The following is a 14,739-nucleotide window of genomic DNA, read 5'->3' as shown; positions in this document are numbered from 1 at the left end:
TACGCTTATCAGGCCTACCAATAAAAATGCCGGGGAAGTCCCCGGCATTTTTGTTTCTAAAGTGCGTGGCGTTTTACACCACCATCCCCAGCAGCAGACATCCTACCAAGCCGCAAACCGAGATAATGGTTTCCAGCATCGACCAAGACTTGATGGTCTCGCCGATAGTCAGGTTGAAGTACTCTTTGAAGAGCCAGAAGCCTGGATCGTTCACGTGAGAGAAGATAACGGAACCGGAACCCACCGCGATAACCATCAGCTCTGGGCTCACGCCAGTAGTGGCAATCAGTGGTGCGGCGATGCCGCCGGCAGTAATTGCCGCAACGGTTGCTGAACCCAGTGCAATACGCAGAACAGCGGCAATAGACCAAGCCATCAGCAGCGGAGATACGTTGGATTCGTGCATGATAGAGGCGATGTACTTATCCACGCCGCTGTCGACCAGTACCTGTTTGAACGCACCGCCACCGCCAATGATCAGCAGCATCATCGCGATGATTTTGATAGAGGAGAGCAGCGTGTCGTTGATTTGGTCCATCGAACGGCCACGGTTCAGGCCGAAGGTGAAGATAGCAATCAGTACCGCAATCAGGGTCGCCATCACCGGGTCGCCAAAGAATTCAGCGGCTGGCAGCAGGGAGTGGCCTTTTGGCAGCACCATTTCAGCGATTGCGCGCAGCGCCATCAGGATAACCGGGACCAGAGAAGTCCAGACGCTGACGCCGAAAGATGGCATTTCTGCTTCGGTGAAGGTTTTCGGGTTGTGCAGACCTTCTGGAATCGGTTTATCGATGCTTTTCAGGCAACGTGCGTAAACCGGACCTGCCAGAATAACGGTCGGGATAGCCAGCAGCGTGCCGTACAGCAGCGTTTTGCCCATATCCGCGTGGAAAATGGTAGCAATAGCGGTTGGACCCGGGTGCGGTGGCAGGAAGCCGTGGGTCACGGACAGCGCGGCAGCCATCGGTACACCGATGTACAGCAGCGGGATACGTGCGTTAGCGGCGATGGTGAACACCAGCGGCAGCAGCAGAACGAAGCCTACTTCATAGAACAGCGCGAAGCCCACGGTGAAGCCGGTCAGTACGACGGCCCACTGGATGTGCTTACGGCCAAATTTGTCGATAAGGGTGGTGGCGATACGCTGTGCGCCGCCGCAATCGGCCAGCATCTTACCGAGCATGGCCCCGAAGCCCATAATCAGCGCCAGGCTACCAAGGGTGCCGCCGACGCCATTTTTGATGGAGACGATGACTTTGTCCAGGGGCATGCCCTGCATTAATCCGACGGCCAGTGCCACCAGAACCAGTGCGATAAATCCGTTCATTTTGAAGCGGATCATCAACAGTAATAAGAGGATAACCCCGATTGCTACGATGATTAATGGCATTATTTTTCCAGCCTTTAATTTGTTATGGGTAACGTCATTGTTGCTACGACAACTTCCAATTGTCCCTACAGAGGGAATAGGTACTGACTTGTTCTCGCCACCGTCATGTTGTATGACCCAGATAAAGAATAGCTGGCTATTATTTAACACGATGGCATAGGTCTGAATGATACGGGTAACATTGCGAGGTGAGAATATCCCTTGCGATAGAAATGTTAAATATGAGACTCAAGTCAAAATAATTGCCGATTTATTGCAGCGTTGTAGAAACAAAAATGCGAGGGATGTTACTCGGTAACATAGAGAGAGGCTGGGTGGAGAGAGAGCAACCCCGGGGTTGGCGTAAACGCTTCGCCCGGAGTTGTACCGAAGGCCCCCGGATGCCGGGGAAACCGTGGATTAGTAGTAAGAGTGCTCGCCGCGCTGGTGTTCGGTGAGATCGCGAACGCCTTTCAGTTCAGGGAACTCGGCCAGCAGCTGTTTCTCGATGCCGTCTTTCAGGGTCACGTCGATCATCGAGCAACCGTTACAGCCACCACCAAATTGCAGAACGGCAATACCATCGTCGGTGATTTCCATCAGCGACACGCGACCGCCGTGGCCGGCCAACTGCGGGTTAACCTGTGCTTGCAGCAGGTACTCGACGCGTTCCATCAACGGCGCGTCGTCAGACACCTTACGCATTTTGGCGTTAGGTGCTTTCAGCGTTAGCTGAGAACCCAACTGGTCGGTAACGAAATCAATTTCCGCATCTTCCAGATACGGAGCGCTCAGTTCATCGACATAGGCGGTGAGCTGTTCAAATTTGAGTTCTGTATCACTTGCTTCCACCGCATCCGGCGGGCAATAAGAAACGCCGCATTCTGCGTTAGGCGTACCAGGGTTAATCACAAATACGCGGATCTGTGTCCCTTCTTCCTGATTTTGCAGAAGTTTGGCAAAGTGCGCTTGCGCAGTATCGGAAATACGGATCATAGCTTTGACCTAATAGTTGACTACTTTAGTTGGTTATAATACGCCCATAGTAGGGGGCCTACAAGGTGCGACACAGACACCATACCTGAACGCTCGCCGCGCCATTTCGCAAAAGCAGGCGGGAAATCTCGGCGGCCGTGCTGCCCGTCGTGACAACATCATCCACAATAACCATATGGCGACCCTGCACCGAAAATTCAAGCTGGAAGGCATTTCTCAGGTTATGTCGGCGTAGCCGGGCATTAAGCTCGTGCTGGGTTGCGGTTGGGCGAATTCGAATAACCGTTTGGCTGTCGTATTCGCAAGGCAGCCATGCGCTCAGCGCTTGGCACAGCAGCTCACTTTGATTAAAGCCGCGCCGCCAGTGGCGTCGCTGCCATAGAGGTACGCTGATTAGTCTGTCGGGTGGTGGAAGCCCGCTTTGCTTGAGAACCGCTAAAAGCAACAGGCGTGCCAGCGTAGGCGCAAGTTCGGCCTGCCCTCTGAACTTGAAGCGATGAACCATCTGGCTGAGCGGTGGACAATAGTCGTTAACGGCGACCATTCGCTGCCAAGGCGGTGGTTTTTGCAGGCAGCGACCACACGGTGTCTCCGCGCTGGTTGATGGCAGCCCGCATTGTGGGCAACCGCACATCTTGCTAAATAACGTTTTGGCGCAACGTGAACACACGCCCCAGGCCGGCAGTGCTAGCGGCATTTTGCATAGCCAGCATAAGCCGTGGACTGTTAGCATAATCCCCCCTTGAAGCGAAGAAATGAGAACAATAGCTGATGAACGACATCTGGTGGCAAACCACGGGCGAAGGAAATTGTCATCTTGTGCTGCTGCACGGATGGGGGCTGAATGCACAGGTATGGGATTGCATTACGCCGGAATTGAGCGCGCATTTTACATTGCATTTAGTCGATCTGCCGGGCTACGGGCGCAGCGTGGGATTTGGCGCGTTATCACTTGATGAGATGGCGGAAATGGTGCTGGAGAAAGCACCGATGCAGGCCATCTGGCTCGGCTGGAGCTTGGGCGGCCTTGTCGCCAGTCAGGTTGCGTTACGTCACCCCGAGCGGGTACAGGCGCTGGTGAACGTCGCGTCATCGCCATGCTTTGCTGCCCATGATGATTGGCCGGGAATCAAGCCTGAGGTGTTGAGCGGTTTCCAGCAGCAGTTGAGCGATGATTTCCAGCGCACTGTCGAGCGCTTTTTGGCGCTGCAAACCATGGGCACTGAAAGCGCGCGCCAGGATGCTAGAGCGCTGAAACAGACGGTACTGTCACTGCCGATGCCGTCATCAGAGGTGCTCAACGGTGGGCTGGAGATCTTGAAAACCGCCGATCTTCGTCAACCGCTGGCGGAGCTGTCTCTGCCATTTTTACGTATGTACGGCAGGCTTGATGGGCTGGTCCCGCGCAAAATCGTACCGTTGCTTGATACGCTCTGGTCACAGAGTGAATCAGTGATGTTTGATAAGGCGGCCCATGCGCCGTTTATCTCTCATCCGCAGGCTTTCTGTGCGCCGCTGGTTGCGCTAAAAGCGCAGTTACAGAATTAATCGCCCGAAGAAGTGGTAAAAAAAGCATTCATAGCAATACTTAAGCTGTTGCGGCAGGTAACTATTCCACTCGGCCTGCCCAGCGCAAATAATAACCTTAAGGAGAGTAGAAGCTATGAAACTTGTTACAGGTATTGTTGCATCTCTGGTGATTGGCTCCCTGTCGTTTGGTGCGTTTGCTGCTAAAGAGATCCAAAAAGAGGATGTCGCCAAGATGAGCCTGACCAAGCTTGGCAGCATCACCACCTCGAAAACCACTTCGCCAATGGACGCTAAGCGCGATCTGTCGAAAAAAGCCGATGAAATGGGCGGGATGTACTTCGTGGTGATTGCCGGGGAGAAAAACGAGAAGACCGTCCACGCGAACGCGGACGTGTATAAATAAGTTTTGATTTATCTCCCCCGGCGCGGTCCTGCGTCGGGGGAATTTCTAGCGCAGCGCCCACCACTCCCGCAAGCAGGCTTTCCCTTCCGGGCAGCTTTTGCAACTGCCGGAAAGGCAACCATCAGGATCTTCGCTAATCTTCACGACTTTCCCCATGGCTTCTAAGCGACTCAGCATGGCATCGATCAGCGCCTGTGGCGTATGCAGTCGGGCACTGAGCTGTACGGCTTCCATGCGTCCTTGCAATGCCAACATATCGCGTACTTCAATCAATGATGCCATGTCGACTCCTAGTGGCAATCGCCCGCAGGGCTTGAGCAGCATGATGCTGGCGTTTTGCGCGTTGCCAGCAGTGAGATGTCTACGCGGCTACGTGCGCGGCGCAGCAGGCTCAGCAGGACGACGTTGAACAGAATCACCGCCAGAATGCACCCTAGACTATAACGCGGATGCTGACTGAAGCTGACGGTTTGGTAGAACAGCGTTGAGAGCGAGTAGGCGATGTTCAGGCCCCATAAAATCGAGAAGGTCATCCAGCCGCGGCTAGATTCGCGAGCAACAGCCCCCATCACCGAGATGCATGGAATGTAGAGCAGAACGAAGATCAGGTAGCTGTAGGCTGCCGCCGCGCTGCCGAATTTGCTGCTCATCACGCCCATCGCGCCGGTTTCCATTTCGCCATCGCCTTTACTGGCTTCTATTGGGTTTGCCAGCACGCTCAGGCTGAAGGTGTCTTTCAGGCCCTGCCAAGTTTCATCAGCGGCTGCCAGCAGTTCGTCACCGAGATGGAATTCCTGCGGATTAAACTCTTCATTCTGGATGTTTTCCGCGGTGTAGAGGGTGTTTAGCGTACCCACCACCACTTCTTTTGCCATGGCCCCGGTGAACAGGCCCACGGTGGCCTGCCAGTTATCTTCGTGCACACCAATCGGTTTAAACACCGGTGTAATGGCTCGGCTAACAGAAGCCAGCGCAGAGTCGTTGATGTTGTCGACAATTTTACCGCTAAACGAGAAGCTGTTCAGCGCGCTCAAGAAGATGCTGACGATAACGATAACTTTACCGGCGCGGAGTACGAAGCCTTTCAGGCGCTGCCAGGTCTGGATAATCAGGCTCTTCACGTGCGGCACGTGATAGACCGGAAGCTCCATGACAAACGGTGACGCTTCGCCACGCATGATGGTGTATTTGAGCATCAGGCCGGTGAGGATGGCGATAGCAATCCCCAGTACATACAGAGAGAAGACAACCAGCGCGCCGCCCTGTCCGAAGAAGGCTGCGGCGAAGACGGCGAAAATAGCCAGACGCGCGCCGCAGGACATAAACGGCGCCATCATGATAGTCATCAGACGTTCGCGTGGTGCATCGAGCGTACGTGCTCCCATCACTGACGGTACGTTACAGCCGAAACCGACGATCAGCGGGACAAAGGATTTGCCCGGTAGACCTAACGACTGCATCAGACGGTCCATGACGAACGCGGCGCGGGCCATGTAGCCAGAATCCTCAAGGAAGGAGAGGAACAGATACATCATGCCGATTTGCGGCACCAGCGGCAGAACAGTGTTGATACCGCCACCGATACCCTGTGCGAGGAAGACGGTGAGCCAATCAGGGAAGTGCAGCGTGTAGCCTATCCACTGAATACCGTGGATAAAGATAGCGACTGAACCGCCATCAAAGATAGGCTGCAGCGCGCCGCCAATGTTGATCGCCAGTAAGAACATCAGGTACATGACGAACAGGAAGATCGGCAGGCCCAGCACGCGGTTGAGGATGATTTTGTCCACCGCAGTGGTAAAACGGCTTGGTTCGGCGGTTAAGGTGTTGCTGACCGCGTCACAGATAGCCGCGATGCTTTGGTAGCGAGCATCGGCGATATACAACGCGGGATCGTCCATTTCATCACTCAGGTTAGCGAGTGAAATCTCCAGCTTGTGTGCGGCGTCGCCGGCAAAGGCGCGGCTATAAATATCCCCTTCCAGCATCTGCATGCCCAGCCATTGGCGTTGACGCATCGGCATATCCTGTGCCATTTCACCGGCCAGAATATTGGCTTCTCGAATCAGCGGCTGCGGGTAGTGCACCAGCTCCAGCGGCTGATTGGCTTGGTGACGGTCAATCGCCAGTTTCAACGCTTCAATGCCGCGCCCACGGGTCGAAACCAGCGGCACAACCGGGCAGCCCAAGCGGGCTGCGAGGGCGTCAACGTCGATGCGGATTTGTTGCTTTTCGGCAATATCGAGCATATTCAGTGCGACGATGCACGGGATGCCTAGCTCCAGAAGCTGCAGCGTCAGGTAGAGGTTACGTTCGAGGTTGGATGCGTCGACGACGTTAATCAGCAGATCGGCATCGCCGCTGAGAATGTAGTGACAGGCAATCTGCTCATCCAGCGACGTTTGCGAGGAGATGGTGGTGAGTGAATAAGTGCCCGGTAAGTCGACCAGCGTAACTTGATTATCGGTGGTGGAGAACGCCCCTTCTTTACGTTCAACGGTGACCCCGGCCCAGTTTCCCACGCGCTGGCGCGCACCGGTTAACTGATTGAATAAGGTTGTTTTGCCGGAATTAGGATTGCCAATTAAACCAATGGTTAATTTTTTCATATTTCAGACTCTTAGTACCAGGCTGGAGTTATTGTGCAAGGATTTCTAATTCAATTAGCGCGAGATCTTTTTTACGCAGCACCAAGCTAACGCGACGGGTTTCGATATGAATAGGATCACCGAGCGGAGCCACGCGAACCACGTTAAATGATGAACCCGGCAGCATCCCCAAAGAGAGCAGTTTCTGACGGTAAGCTGGGCTAATTTCGCGGGAGAAACCAACAATCTTCCACGCAGTATCAGGTGTAAATTGCATATAACCTACTTGTGTATCAGCTGGCTGAACAAAGGAGATAACGCCGTGCGCTGTGGGCAGCGGCAGGGATATCGTCAATAAATGAAGAGTTAAGACCTACGGGAAATAATGATAATGAGAATGGTTTTTATCATCAATACATAACATGCGATTGGAAGGGATTTCGACGGAAATTTGCACTTTTTTTGATATGACTCAAGCAATAGTTTGTAGCGTTAAATGAATTAAATATTATTTACATCACTTAATGTTTAATTAAGGTTTCATTGGTTAATAAAATAAATCGCGATGGGGCTTATTATTAAATGCTGATAATAAAATAATAATGGCTGAGGCGCGCGCTATTCCAAATGTAAGAATGTAGGCCTGATAAGCGTAGCGCCATCAGGCAGAGATTAGCGCTGGATTGCCGGATGGCGGCGTAAACGCCTTATCCGGCCTACAGGGAAAAACCGGGCGGTAAGCCCGGCGTTATGATTAGCGTTTTTTACCCATTGCAGCTGCCAGCGCGTCCATCATGGCGCTATTGCCTGAAGGCTGCGCTTCACGACCGCGTGGTTTCGCAGCCTTCGCCGCCGGGCGATTGCCGCCCTGATTGCGATCGCCACCGGCGCCACGGCGGGAGTTAGTTTCACCCGGTTGTTCGTCCAAGCGCATGGTCAGCGCAATACGCTTACGCTGCAGATCCACTTCCAGTACCTTCACTTTGACGATATCGCCTGCTTTCACCACCGTGTGTGGATCTTCGACGAACTTATCCGCCAGCGACGAGATGTGGACCAGACCATCCTGATGCACACCAATATCCACAAAGGCACCAAAGTTGGTGACGTTGGTCACCGCACCTTCGAGGATCATCCCCGGCAGCAGGTCGTTCATGGTTTCCACGCCATCAGCGAACTTCGCGGTTTTAAACTCAGGACGCGGATCGCGGCCAGGTTTTTCCAACTCTTTGATGATGTCGGTAACGGTCGGTACGCCAAAGCGTTCGTCGGTAAATTCGGATGCTTTCAGGCTGCGTAGCTCGCTGCTGTTGCCCATCAGGTCCTTCAGCGCCTGCTGGGTCGCCGCAAGAATACGTTCGACAATCGGATAGGCTTCTGGGTGAACGGTTGAAGCATCCAGCGGGTTATCGCCGTGATTGATACGCAGGAAGCCCGCGCACTGCTCAAACGCTTTTGGCCCCAGACGGCTGACTTTCAGCAGCTGTTGGCGGTTTTGGAACTGACCGTTCTCATCGCGCCAGGCAACAATGTTCTGCGCCATCATCCGCGTTAAACCCGCCACACGGGTCAGCAGCGCGACGGAAGCGGTATTCAGGTCTACCCCGACGGCGTTTACGCAGTCTTCCACCACCGCATCTAGCTTACGCGCCAGCTGAGTCTGACTGACGTCATGCTGGTACTGGCCAACCCCGATTGATTTCGGATCGATTTTCACCAGCTCTGCCAGTGGGTCCTGTAAACGACGGGCGATGGAGACCGCACCGCGCAGGGAAACGTCGAGATCCGGGAATTCCAGCGCGGCCAGTTCAGATGCGGAGTAGACGGATGCACCGGCTTCGCTGACGATCACCTTCTGCGCGGTGACTTTTGGGAACTGCTGCTGCACATCGAGGAAGAAGCGTTCGGTTTCGCGTGAAGCGGTACCGTTACCGATAGCGACCAGCTCAACGTTATACTTTTCGCACAGCGCCGCCACGGCGACGGCGGCTTTCGCGGCCTGTCCGGTGTGCGGATAGATGGTGTCGGTAGCGACCAGCTTGCCGGTGCCATCAACCACCGCGACTTTCACGCCGGTACGCAGACCCGGATCGAGGCCCATGGTGGCCCGCAGGCCCGCAGGCGCTGCCATCAACAGGTCGTGCAGGTTACGGGCGAAGACGTTGATGGCCTCATCTTCCGCACGTTCACGTACGGTGCCCATCAGCTCGGTTTCAAGATGCATCAGTACTTTGATGCGCCACGTCCAGCTAATCACCGCTTTACGCCAGCTGTCCGCCGGGGCGTTGTTCAGACGCAGACCGAGGTGGTCGATAATAATTTGTTCGCAGTAGCTCTCTTTTGGCGGCTCGTCAAACTGCGGATCGGCATTCAGCGCCAGCTGCAGCACCCCTTCGTTGCGCCCGCGGAACATCGCCAGCGCACGGTGGGAAGGGGTGGTCGAAATCGGTTCGTGATGGTCGAAGTAGTCGCGGAATTTCGCGCCTTCTTCTTCTTTACCGCTGACAACGGTGGCGACCAGGTGGGCGTTTTTCCACAGATAGTCACGCACTTTTGCCAACAGGGAGGCGTCTTCCGCGAAGCGCTCCATCAGGATGTAGCGTGCGCCGTCGAGGGCGGCTTTGGTATCGGCGACGCCTTTGTCGGCATCAATGAATTTTTCAGCTGCTGTTTCTGGCGTGTGGGATGGGTCGGTCCACAGCAGTTCCGCCAGCGGTTCTAGACCGGCTTCAATAGCGATTTGCCCGCGGGTACGGCGCTTTTGTTTATACGGAAGATAAAGGTCTTCCAGCTCGGTTTTGTTCAGCGTACCGTTGATGGCTTTTTCCAGCTCATCGGTCAGCTTGCCCTGCTCGGTAATAGATTTGAGGATAGTCTGACGACGGTCTTCCAGCTCACGCAAATACCCCAGTCGGGTTTCCAGATTACGCAGTTGCGTATCATCCAGACCGCCTGTGACTTCCTTACGATAACGTGCGATAAACGGCACGGTGTTCCCTTCATCAAGCAGGCGAACGGCGGATTCCACCTGTTCTGCTCTGGCCTGAAGTTCACCCGCAATAATGCGGCAGAGCGAATCATTCAACATGGCTTGGTTTCACTGTTAGGTCATAAAATCAGGAGACAGTTATACGGATTGGCCGGCAAAAATGCCAGCCATCAGCAGGGGGTTCGGATTGTTCCGGCTCATTTAACGTATTCAATCTCGTTAACGTACCAGTTGGCTTCCCCGGCAGGAGTATTGACCACCGCGAGGTCGCCCACCTCTTTTTTCAGCAGCGCGCGGGCCATCGGTGAGTCGATAGAGATGTAGTCATTGCGGCCAAAGATTTCATCATAGCCGACGATGCGAAAACGCTTGATTGCGCCGTCGTCGTTTTCAATTTCGACCCAAGCGCCAAAGAAGACTTTGCCTTCCTGCTGCGGTGAGTAATCCACTATCTTGAGCTGCTCAAGACATTTCGTTAAATAACGCACGCGGCGATCGATTTCTCTTAGCCGTTTTTTATTATATTGGTAGTCGGCATTTTCACTGCGATCGCCAAGACTTGCCGCCCAAGTGACTTTTTTGGTGACTTCTGGCCGCTCTTCGCGCCAGAGATAATCCATCTCTTTTTTAAGCTTTTCGTACCCTTCACGGGTAATCAACGGTGTTTTCATCTTTAAATGCTTACCTTGCCGCCGAGTTATTGATGCGCACAATACGTATTACGCAAGCACGCCGACAGAATAAATAATGTGTACTAAGATTCATTGTATACTTAACCCGCTGTTAAATATGCTTTGTAACAATTTAGCCTGGAATATATACCAGATTTAGCTGGTCGTTTGTTCAGGCTTTTTTGAGAATACGTACTAAATAATTGTTGCGAACCTTTGGGAGTAAAAACAATGCAAGAGAATTATAAGATTCTGGTTGTGGATGACGATATGCGTCTGCGTGCGCTGCTGGAACGTTATCTAACCGAGCAGGGCTTCCAGGTTCGAAGCGTCGCTAACGCTGAGCAGATGGACCGATTGCTGACTCGCGAATCTTTCCACCTGATGGTGCTCGATTTAATGCTGCCGGGCGAAGATGGTTTGTCTATTTGTCGCCGCCTGCGTAGCCAGAGTAACCCAATGCCAATCATCATGGTGACGGCAAAAGGTGAAGAAGTTGACCGCATCGTGGGGCTGGAAATCGGCGCCGATGATTACATTCCGAAACCGTTCAACCCGCGTGAGCTGTTGGCCCGTATCCGTGCCGTACTGCGCCGTCAGGCTAACGAACTGCCAGGAGCACCATCTCAGGAAGAAGCCGTGATTGCCTTTGGTAAGTTTAAGCTGAACCTCGGCACGCGCGAAATGTTCCGTGAAGATGAGCCTATGCCGCTGACCAGCGGTGAGTTTGCGGTGCTGAAGGCGCTGGTGAGCCACCCGCGTGAACCGCTGTCTCGCGACAAACTGATGAACTTGGCGCGCGGTCGCGAATACTCCGCGATGGAACGCTCCATTGACGTCCAGATTTCCCGCCTGCGCCGCATGGTGGAAGAGGACCCTGCACATCCACGTTATATTCAGACCGTTTGGGGTCTGGGCTATGTTTTCGTTCCGGATGGCGCTAAAGCATGAGGCGATTGCGCTTCTCGCCACGAAGTTCCTTTGCCCGCACGTTGTTGTTGATTGTCACTCTGCTGTTTGTCAGCTTGGTGACAACCTATCTAGTGGTCTTGAACTTCGCGATTTTGCCAAGCCTGCAGCAGTTTAATAAGGTCCTAGCCTACGAAGTCCGTATGCTGATGACCGATAAACTGCAGCTGGAAGACGGTACGCAGCTTGTTGTACCGCCGGCATTTCGCCGCGAGATTTATCGTGAGTTAGGCATCTCACTGTATTCCGATGAAGCCGCAGAGGAAGCGGGGCTTCGTTGGGCGCAGCATTATGAATTCCTCAGCCAACAGATGGCCCAGCAGTTAGGCGGGCCAACTGAAGTTCGCGTTGAAGTGAATAAAAGCTCGCCGGTGGTTTGGCTGAAAACTTGGCTGTCACCCAATATCTGGGTGCGCGTGCCGCTGACCGAAATCCATCAGGGAGACTTCTCTCCGCTCTTCCGCTACACCCTTGCGATAATGCTGCTGGCAATAGGCGGCGCATGGCTGTTTATCCGAATCCAGAACCGACCCTTGGTTGATTTGGAACATGCGGCGCTGCAGGTCGGTAAGGGCATCATTCCGCCGCCGCTGAGGGAATACGGTGCGTCAGAGGTGCGTTCGGTGACTCGAGCCTTTAACCATATGGCCGCCGGCGTGAAGATGTTGTCCGATGACCGCACATTGCTGATGGCTGGGGTTAGCCATGACCTGCGAACCCCGCTGACGCGTATCCGTCTGGCCACCGAAATGATGGGCGAGCAGGATGGCTACCTTGCTGAATCTATCAATAAAGATATCGAAGAGTGCAATGCCATTATCGAGCAGTTTATTGATTATCTGCGTACCGGTCAGGAGATGCCGCTGGAGTTTATCGATCTCAACGCCGTGCTCGGCGAGGTGATTGCGGCAGAGAGCGGCTACGAACGCGAAATCCAGACCGATCTTTTGGTTGATGAAATTCCGGTGCGTGTGCATCCGTTATCAATCAAACGTGCGCTGGCGAATATGGTGGTCAACGCCGCGCGTTATGGCAACGGCTGGATTAAAGTCAGTAGCGGTCGTGAAGCGCATCGAGCCTGGTTCCAAGTGGAAGATGATGGCCCGGGGATTAAACCCGAACAGCGTAAGCATCTGTTCCAACCGTTTGTCCGTGGCGATAGTGCACGTACCATCAGTGGAACGGGGCTGGGGCTGGCGATTGTGCAGCGTATTATCGATAACCATAACGGGCTGCTGGAACTGGATACCAGCGAACGAGGTGGATTGCTGATTCGCGCCTGGTTGCCGATACCGGCAGGCCGCGTACAGGGGCCGACGAAAGAGAGCTAAAAAAAACCGCTGGGGAGACCCGGCGGTTTTTGTTTGTGATGACACGAGATTCGATCGTGTAGGCCTGATAAGCGCAGCGCCATCAGGCACTGCGCGACACCTTGCCGGATGGCGGCGTGCGCCTTATCCGGTCTACGGATTTACAGCTTTGGCCCAGCACTCACCAGTGCAGCACCTGCTGGCGTGTCGGTGTACTTCTCAAAGTTCTCCTTGAACAGCTTAGCCAGCGTTTCGGCTTTCTCCTGCCATTGCTCCGGCGAACCGTAAGTATTGCGCGGGTCGAGGATATGGGTGTCGACGCCCGGCAGCTCGGTTGGGATTTGCAGGTCAAACATCGGCAGGGTAAAGGTTTCGGCATTATCCAAAGAACCATCCAGAATCGCGTCGATAATGGCGCGGGTATCTTTAATCGAGATACGTTTGCCGGTGCCGTTCCAGCCGGTATTGACCAGATACGCCTGCGCGCCAGCGGCCTGCATGCGTTTCACCAGCACTTCTGCGTACTGCGTTGGGTGCAGCGACAGGAACGCCGCGCCAAAACAGGCGGAGAACGTTGGGGTTGGCTCGGTGACTCCGCGCTCGGTACCGGCCAGTTTGGCGGTAAAACCGGAGAGGAAGTGATACTGCGTCTGGTCGGCGGTGAGGCGCGATACCGGAGGCAGGACCCCAAACGCATCCGCGGTCAGGAAGATAACCTTCGTCGCGTGGCCGGCTTTCGACACCGGTTTAACGATATTATCGATGTGGTAAATAGGGTACGACACGCGGGTGTTTTCGGTTTTGGAACCGTTATCGAAGTCAATTGTACCGTCTTCACGCACCACCACGTTTTCCAACAGCGCATCGCGACGGATAGCATGATAGATATCCGGCTCTGCGGCTTCGGACAGCTTGATTGTCTTCGCGTAGCAGCCGCCCTCGAAGTTAAACACGCCGTCATCATCCCAGCCGTGTTCATCATCGCCAATCAGACGACGTTTCGGATCGGTGGATAGCGTAGTTTTACCGGTGCCGGACAGACCGAAGAAGACCGCCACATCGCCTTTCTCACCAACGTTTGCAGAGCAGTGCATGGAGGCAATGCCTTGCAGCGGCAGCAGGTAGTTCATAATAGAGAACATCCCTTTTTTCATCTCACCGCCGTACCAGGTCCCGCCAATCAACTGGATACGCTCTGTCAGGTTGAACGCAACAAAGTTTTCCGAGTTGAGACCCTGCTCTTTCCACTGCGGGTTAGTGCACTTCGCACCGTTCATCACGATAAAGTCGGGTTCAAATGACTTCAGTTCTTCATCGGTTGGGCGAATAAACATATTTTTGACGAAGTGCGCCTGCCAGGCCACTTCAGTAATAAAGCGAACGGACAGACGGGTGTCTTCGTTGGCGCCGCAGAAGGCATCAACGATGAACAGGCGTTTGCCAGACAGCTGATTTGAAACCAGACCTTTTAGATGTTGCCAGATTTCAGGGGACAGAGGTTTGTTGTCATTTTTCCCGTTGCCCTTATCAGACCACCATACCGTGTCGCGAGTCGTGTCATCGCGAACGATATATTTGTCTTTCGGGGAGCGGCCGGTAAAGATACCGGTGTCGACAGAAATTGCGCCCAGACTGGTCAGCACACCTCGTTCATAACCTTCCAGGTTAGGATCAAGTTCTTCTTGATACAATGTATCGTAGTCGGGGTTATAGACGATATCCTGTGCGTCGTTGATACCATAAGCCTTGAGGTCCTGCGGGGTTATACCGTTACGCATTTCACTGCTCCTTAGCCAATATGTACTACCATAAATTCTATGGGTATTTTAGGGGTGTTGACCGCGACCAGGCTCATAGATTTACGTATCCCGACAAACGTCTTACTTACGGAAACATTGTGACTCCTGTCACGAA

13 protein-coding genes are annotated in these 14,739 nt (G+C 53.9%); 4 read left to right on the top strand and 9 right to left on the bottom strand.

Annotation, left to right across the window (positions count from 1 at the left end):
• Positions 1–73 precede the first annotated feature (73 nt).
• The 3 genes from gntT to gntX form a co-directional block, all read right to left on the bottom strand.
• Entirely contained in the window at positions 74–1,390 is a 1,317-nt protein-coding gene (gene gntT / locus AB4K05_RS12120) for a gluconate transporter (RefSeq protein WP_368480222.1), read from the bottom strand.
• Between the two features lie 399 nt (positions 1,391–1,789).
• Positions 1,790–2,365, bottom strand: coding sequence for a Fe-S biogenesis protein NfuA (nfuA, locus tag AB4K05_RS12115; RefSeq protein WP_368480221.1), 576 nt, complete (start codon positions 2,363–2,365; stop codon positions 1,790–1,792).
• Positions 2,366–2,423: 58 nt separating this feature from the next.
• Entirely contained in the window at positions 2,424–3,098 is a 675-nt protein-coding gene (gene gntX, locus AB4K05_RS12110) for a DNA utilization protein GntX (RefSeq protein WP_368480220.1), read from the bottom strand.
• Between the two features lie 38 nt (positions 3,099–3,136).
• On the opposite strand from gntX, the gene bioH reads away from it, so the two are divergent.
• Together bioH and AB4K05_RS12100 are read left to right on the top strand one after the other, a co-directional pair.
• Complete coding sequence (bioH, locus tag AB4K05_RS12105) at positions 3,137–3,913, top strand: pimeloyl-ACP methyl ester esterase BioH (protein ID WP_368480219.1); 777 nt, start codon at positions 3,137–3,139, stop codon at positions 3,911–3,913.
• A 115-nt stretch (positions 3,914–4,028) separates the two neighbouring features.
• Positions 4,029–4,298 (top strand): YdgH/BhsA/McbA-like domain containing protein, encoded by a 270-nt coding sequence (locus tag AB4K05_RS12100; protein ID WP_368480218.1) that lies wholly within the window; start codon positions 4,029–4,031, stop codon positions 4,296–4,298.
• 45 nt (positions 4,299–4,343) lie between these two features.
• Here the strand turns inward: AB4K05_RS12100 and feoC are convergent, their stop codons facing one another.
• From feoC to greB, 5 genes are all read right to left on the bottom strand, one after another.
• The gene (gene feoC / locus AB4K05_RS12095; protein WP_368480217.1) at positions 4,344–4,580 is read right to left on the bottom strand and encodes a [Fe-S]-dependent transcriptional repressor FeoC; all 237 of its coding nucleotides are present in this window, start codon (positions 4,578–4,580) and stop codon (positions 4,344–4,346) included.
• A gap of 8 nt (positions 4,581–4,588) precedes the next feature.
• Positions 4,589–6,907: a Fe(2+) transporter permease subunit FeoB gene (gene feoB, locus AB4K05_RS12090; RefSeq protein ID WP_368480216.1), complete on the bottom strand. Its 2,319-nt coding sequence runs from the start codon at positions 6,905–6,907 to the stop codon at positions 4,589–4,591.
• Positions 6,908–6,935: 28 nt separating this feature from the next.
• Positions 6,936–7,163 carry a ferrous iron transporter A gene (gene feoA, locus AB4K05_RS12085; protein ID WP_368480215.1) on the bottom strand — a complete coding sequence of 76 codons (228 nt, stop codon included), beginning with the start codon at positions 7,161–7,163 and terminating at the stop codon, positions 6,936–6,938.
• Between the two features lie 477 nt (positions 7,164–7,640).
• Positions 7,641–9,974, bottom strand: coding sequence for a Tex family protein (locus AB4K05_RS12080; protein WP_368480214.1), 2,334 nt, complete (start codon positions 9,972–9,974; stop codon positions 7,641–7,643).
• 98 nt (positions 9,975–10,072) lie between these two features.
• Positions 10,073–10,546, bottom strand: coding sequence for a transcription elongation factor GreB (greB, locus tag AB4K05_RS12075; protein WP_368480213.1), 474 nt, complete (start codon positions 10,544–10,546; stop codon positions 10,073–10,075).
• Positions 10,547–10,777: 231 nt separating this feature from the next.
• Between greB and ompR the strand changes: the two genes are divergently transcribed.
• On the top strand, positions 10,778–11,497 hold the full coding sequence (ompR, locus tag AB4K05_RS12070) for a two-component system response regulator OmpR (RefSeq protein WP_006177890.1): 720 nt from the start codon (positions 10,778–10,780) through the stop codon (positions 11,495–11,497).
• Positions 11,494–12,846, top strand: coding sequence for a two-component system sensor histidine kinase EnvZ (gene envZ, locus AB4K05_RS12065; RefSeq protein WP_368480212.1), 1,353 nt, complete (start codon positions 11,494–11,496; stop codon positions 12,844–12,846). Before ompR ends, envZ begins: the two co-directional genes overlap by 4 nt.
• A 140-nt stretch (positions 12,847–12,986) precedes the next feature.
• On the opposite strand, the gene pckA is transcribed toward envZ, so the two are convergent.
• Complete coding sequence (gene pckA / locus AB4K05_RS12060) at positions 12,987–14,603, bottom strand: phosphoenolpyruvate carboxykinase (ATP) (RefSeq protein ID WP_368480211.1); 1,617 nt, start codon at positions 14,601–14,603, stop codon at positions 12,987–12,989.
• Positions 14,604–14,739: the final 136 nt, after the last annotated feature.

It is taken from the genome of Kluyvera sp. STS39-E, from assembly GCF_040932435.1.
In the GTDB taxonomy this organism is placed as follows: domain Bacteria; phylum Pseudomonadota; class Gammaproteobacteria; order Enterobacterales; family Enterobacteriaceae; genus Kluyvera.
The sequence above is the reverse complement of the archived record's forward strand: the minus strand, read 5'-3'. Positions and strand labels throughout refer to the sequence as shown.

What these genes read in the sequence shown, in the direction of transcription:
- gntT (WP_368480222.1), bottom strand. Translation starts at nt 1,390, where the DNA reads ATGCCATTAATCATCGTAGCAATCGGGGTTATCCTCTTATTACTGTTG.
- nfuA (WP_368480221.1), bottom strand. Translation starts at nt 2,365, where the DNA reads ATGATCCGTATTTCCGATACTGCGCAAGCGCACTTTGCCAAACTTCTG.
- gntX (WP_368480220.1), bottom strand. Translation starts at nt 3,098, where the DNA reads ATGCTAACAGTCCACGGCTTATGCTGGCTATGCAAAATGCCGCTAGCA.
- bioH (WP_368480219.1), top strand. Translation starts at nt 3,137, where the DNA reads ATGAACGACATCTGGTGGCAAACCACGGGCGAAGGAAATTGTCATCTT.
- AB4K05_RS12100 (WP_368480218.1), top strand. Translation starts at nt 4,029, where the DNA reads ATGAAACTTGTTACAGGTATTGTTGCATCTCTGGTGATTGGCTCCCTG.
- feoC (WP_368480217.1), bottom strand. Translation starts at nt 4,580, where the DNA reads ATGGCATCATTGATTGAAGTACGCGATATGTTGGCATTGCAAGGACGC.
- feoB (WP_368480216.1), bottom strand. Translation starts at nt 6,907, where the DNA reads ATGAAAAAATTAACCATTGGTTTAATTGGCAATCCTAATTCCGGCAAA.
- feoA (WP_368480215.1), bottom strand. Translation starts at nt 7,163, where the DNA reads ATGCAATTTACACCTGATACTGCGTGGAAGATTGTTGGTTTCTCCCGC.
- AB4K05_RS12080 (WP_368480214.1), bottom strand. Translation starts at nt 9,974, where the DNA reads ATGTTGAATGATTCGCTCTGCCGCATTATTGCGGGTGAACTTCAGGCC.
- greB (WP_368480213.1), bottom strand. Translation starts at nt 10,546, where the DNA reads ATGAAAACACCGTTGATTACCCGTGAAGGGTACGAAAAGCTTAAAAAA.
- ompR (WP_006177890.1), top strand. Translation starts at nt 10,778, where the DNA reads ATGCAAGAGAATTATAAGATTCTGGTTGTGGATGACGATATGCGTCTG.
- envZ (WP_368480212.1), top strand. Translation starts at nt 11,494, where the DNA reads ATGAGGCGATTGCGCTTCTCGCCACGAAGTTCCTTTGCCCGCACGTTG.
- pckA (WP_368480211.1), bottom strand. Translation starts at nt 14,603, where the DNA reads ATGCGTAACGGTATAACCCCGCAGGACCTCAAGGCTTATGGTATCAAC.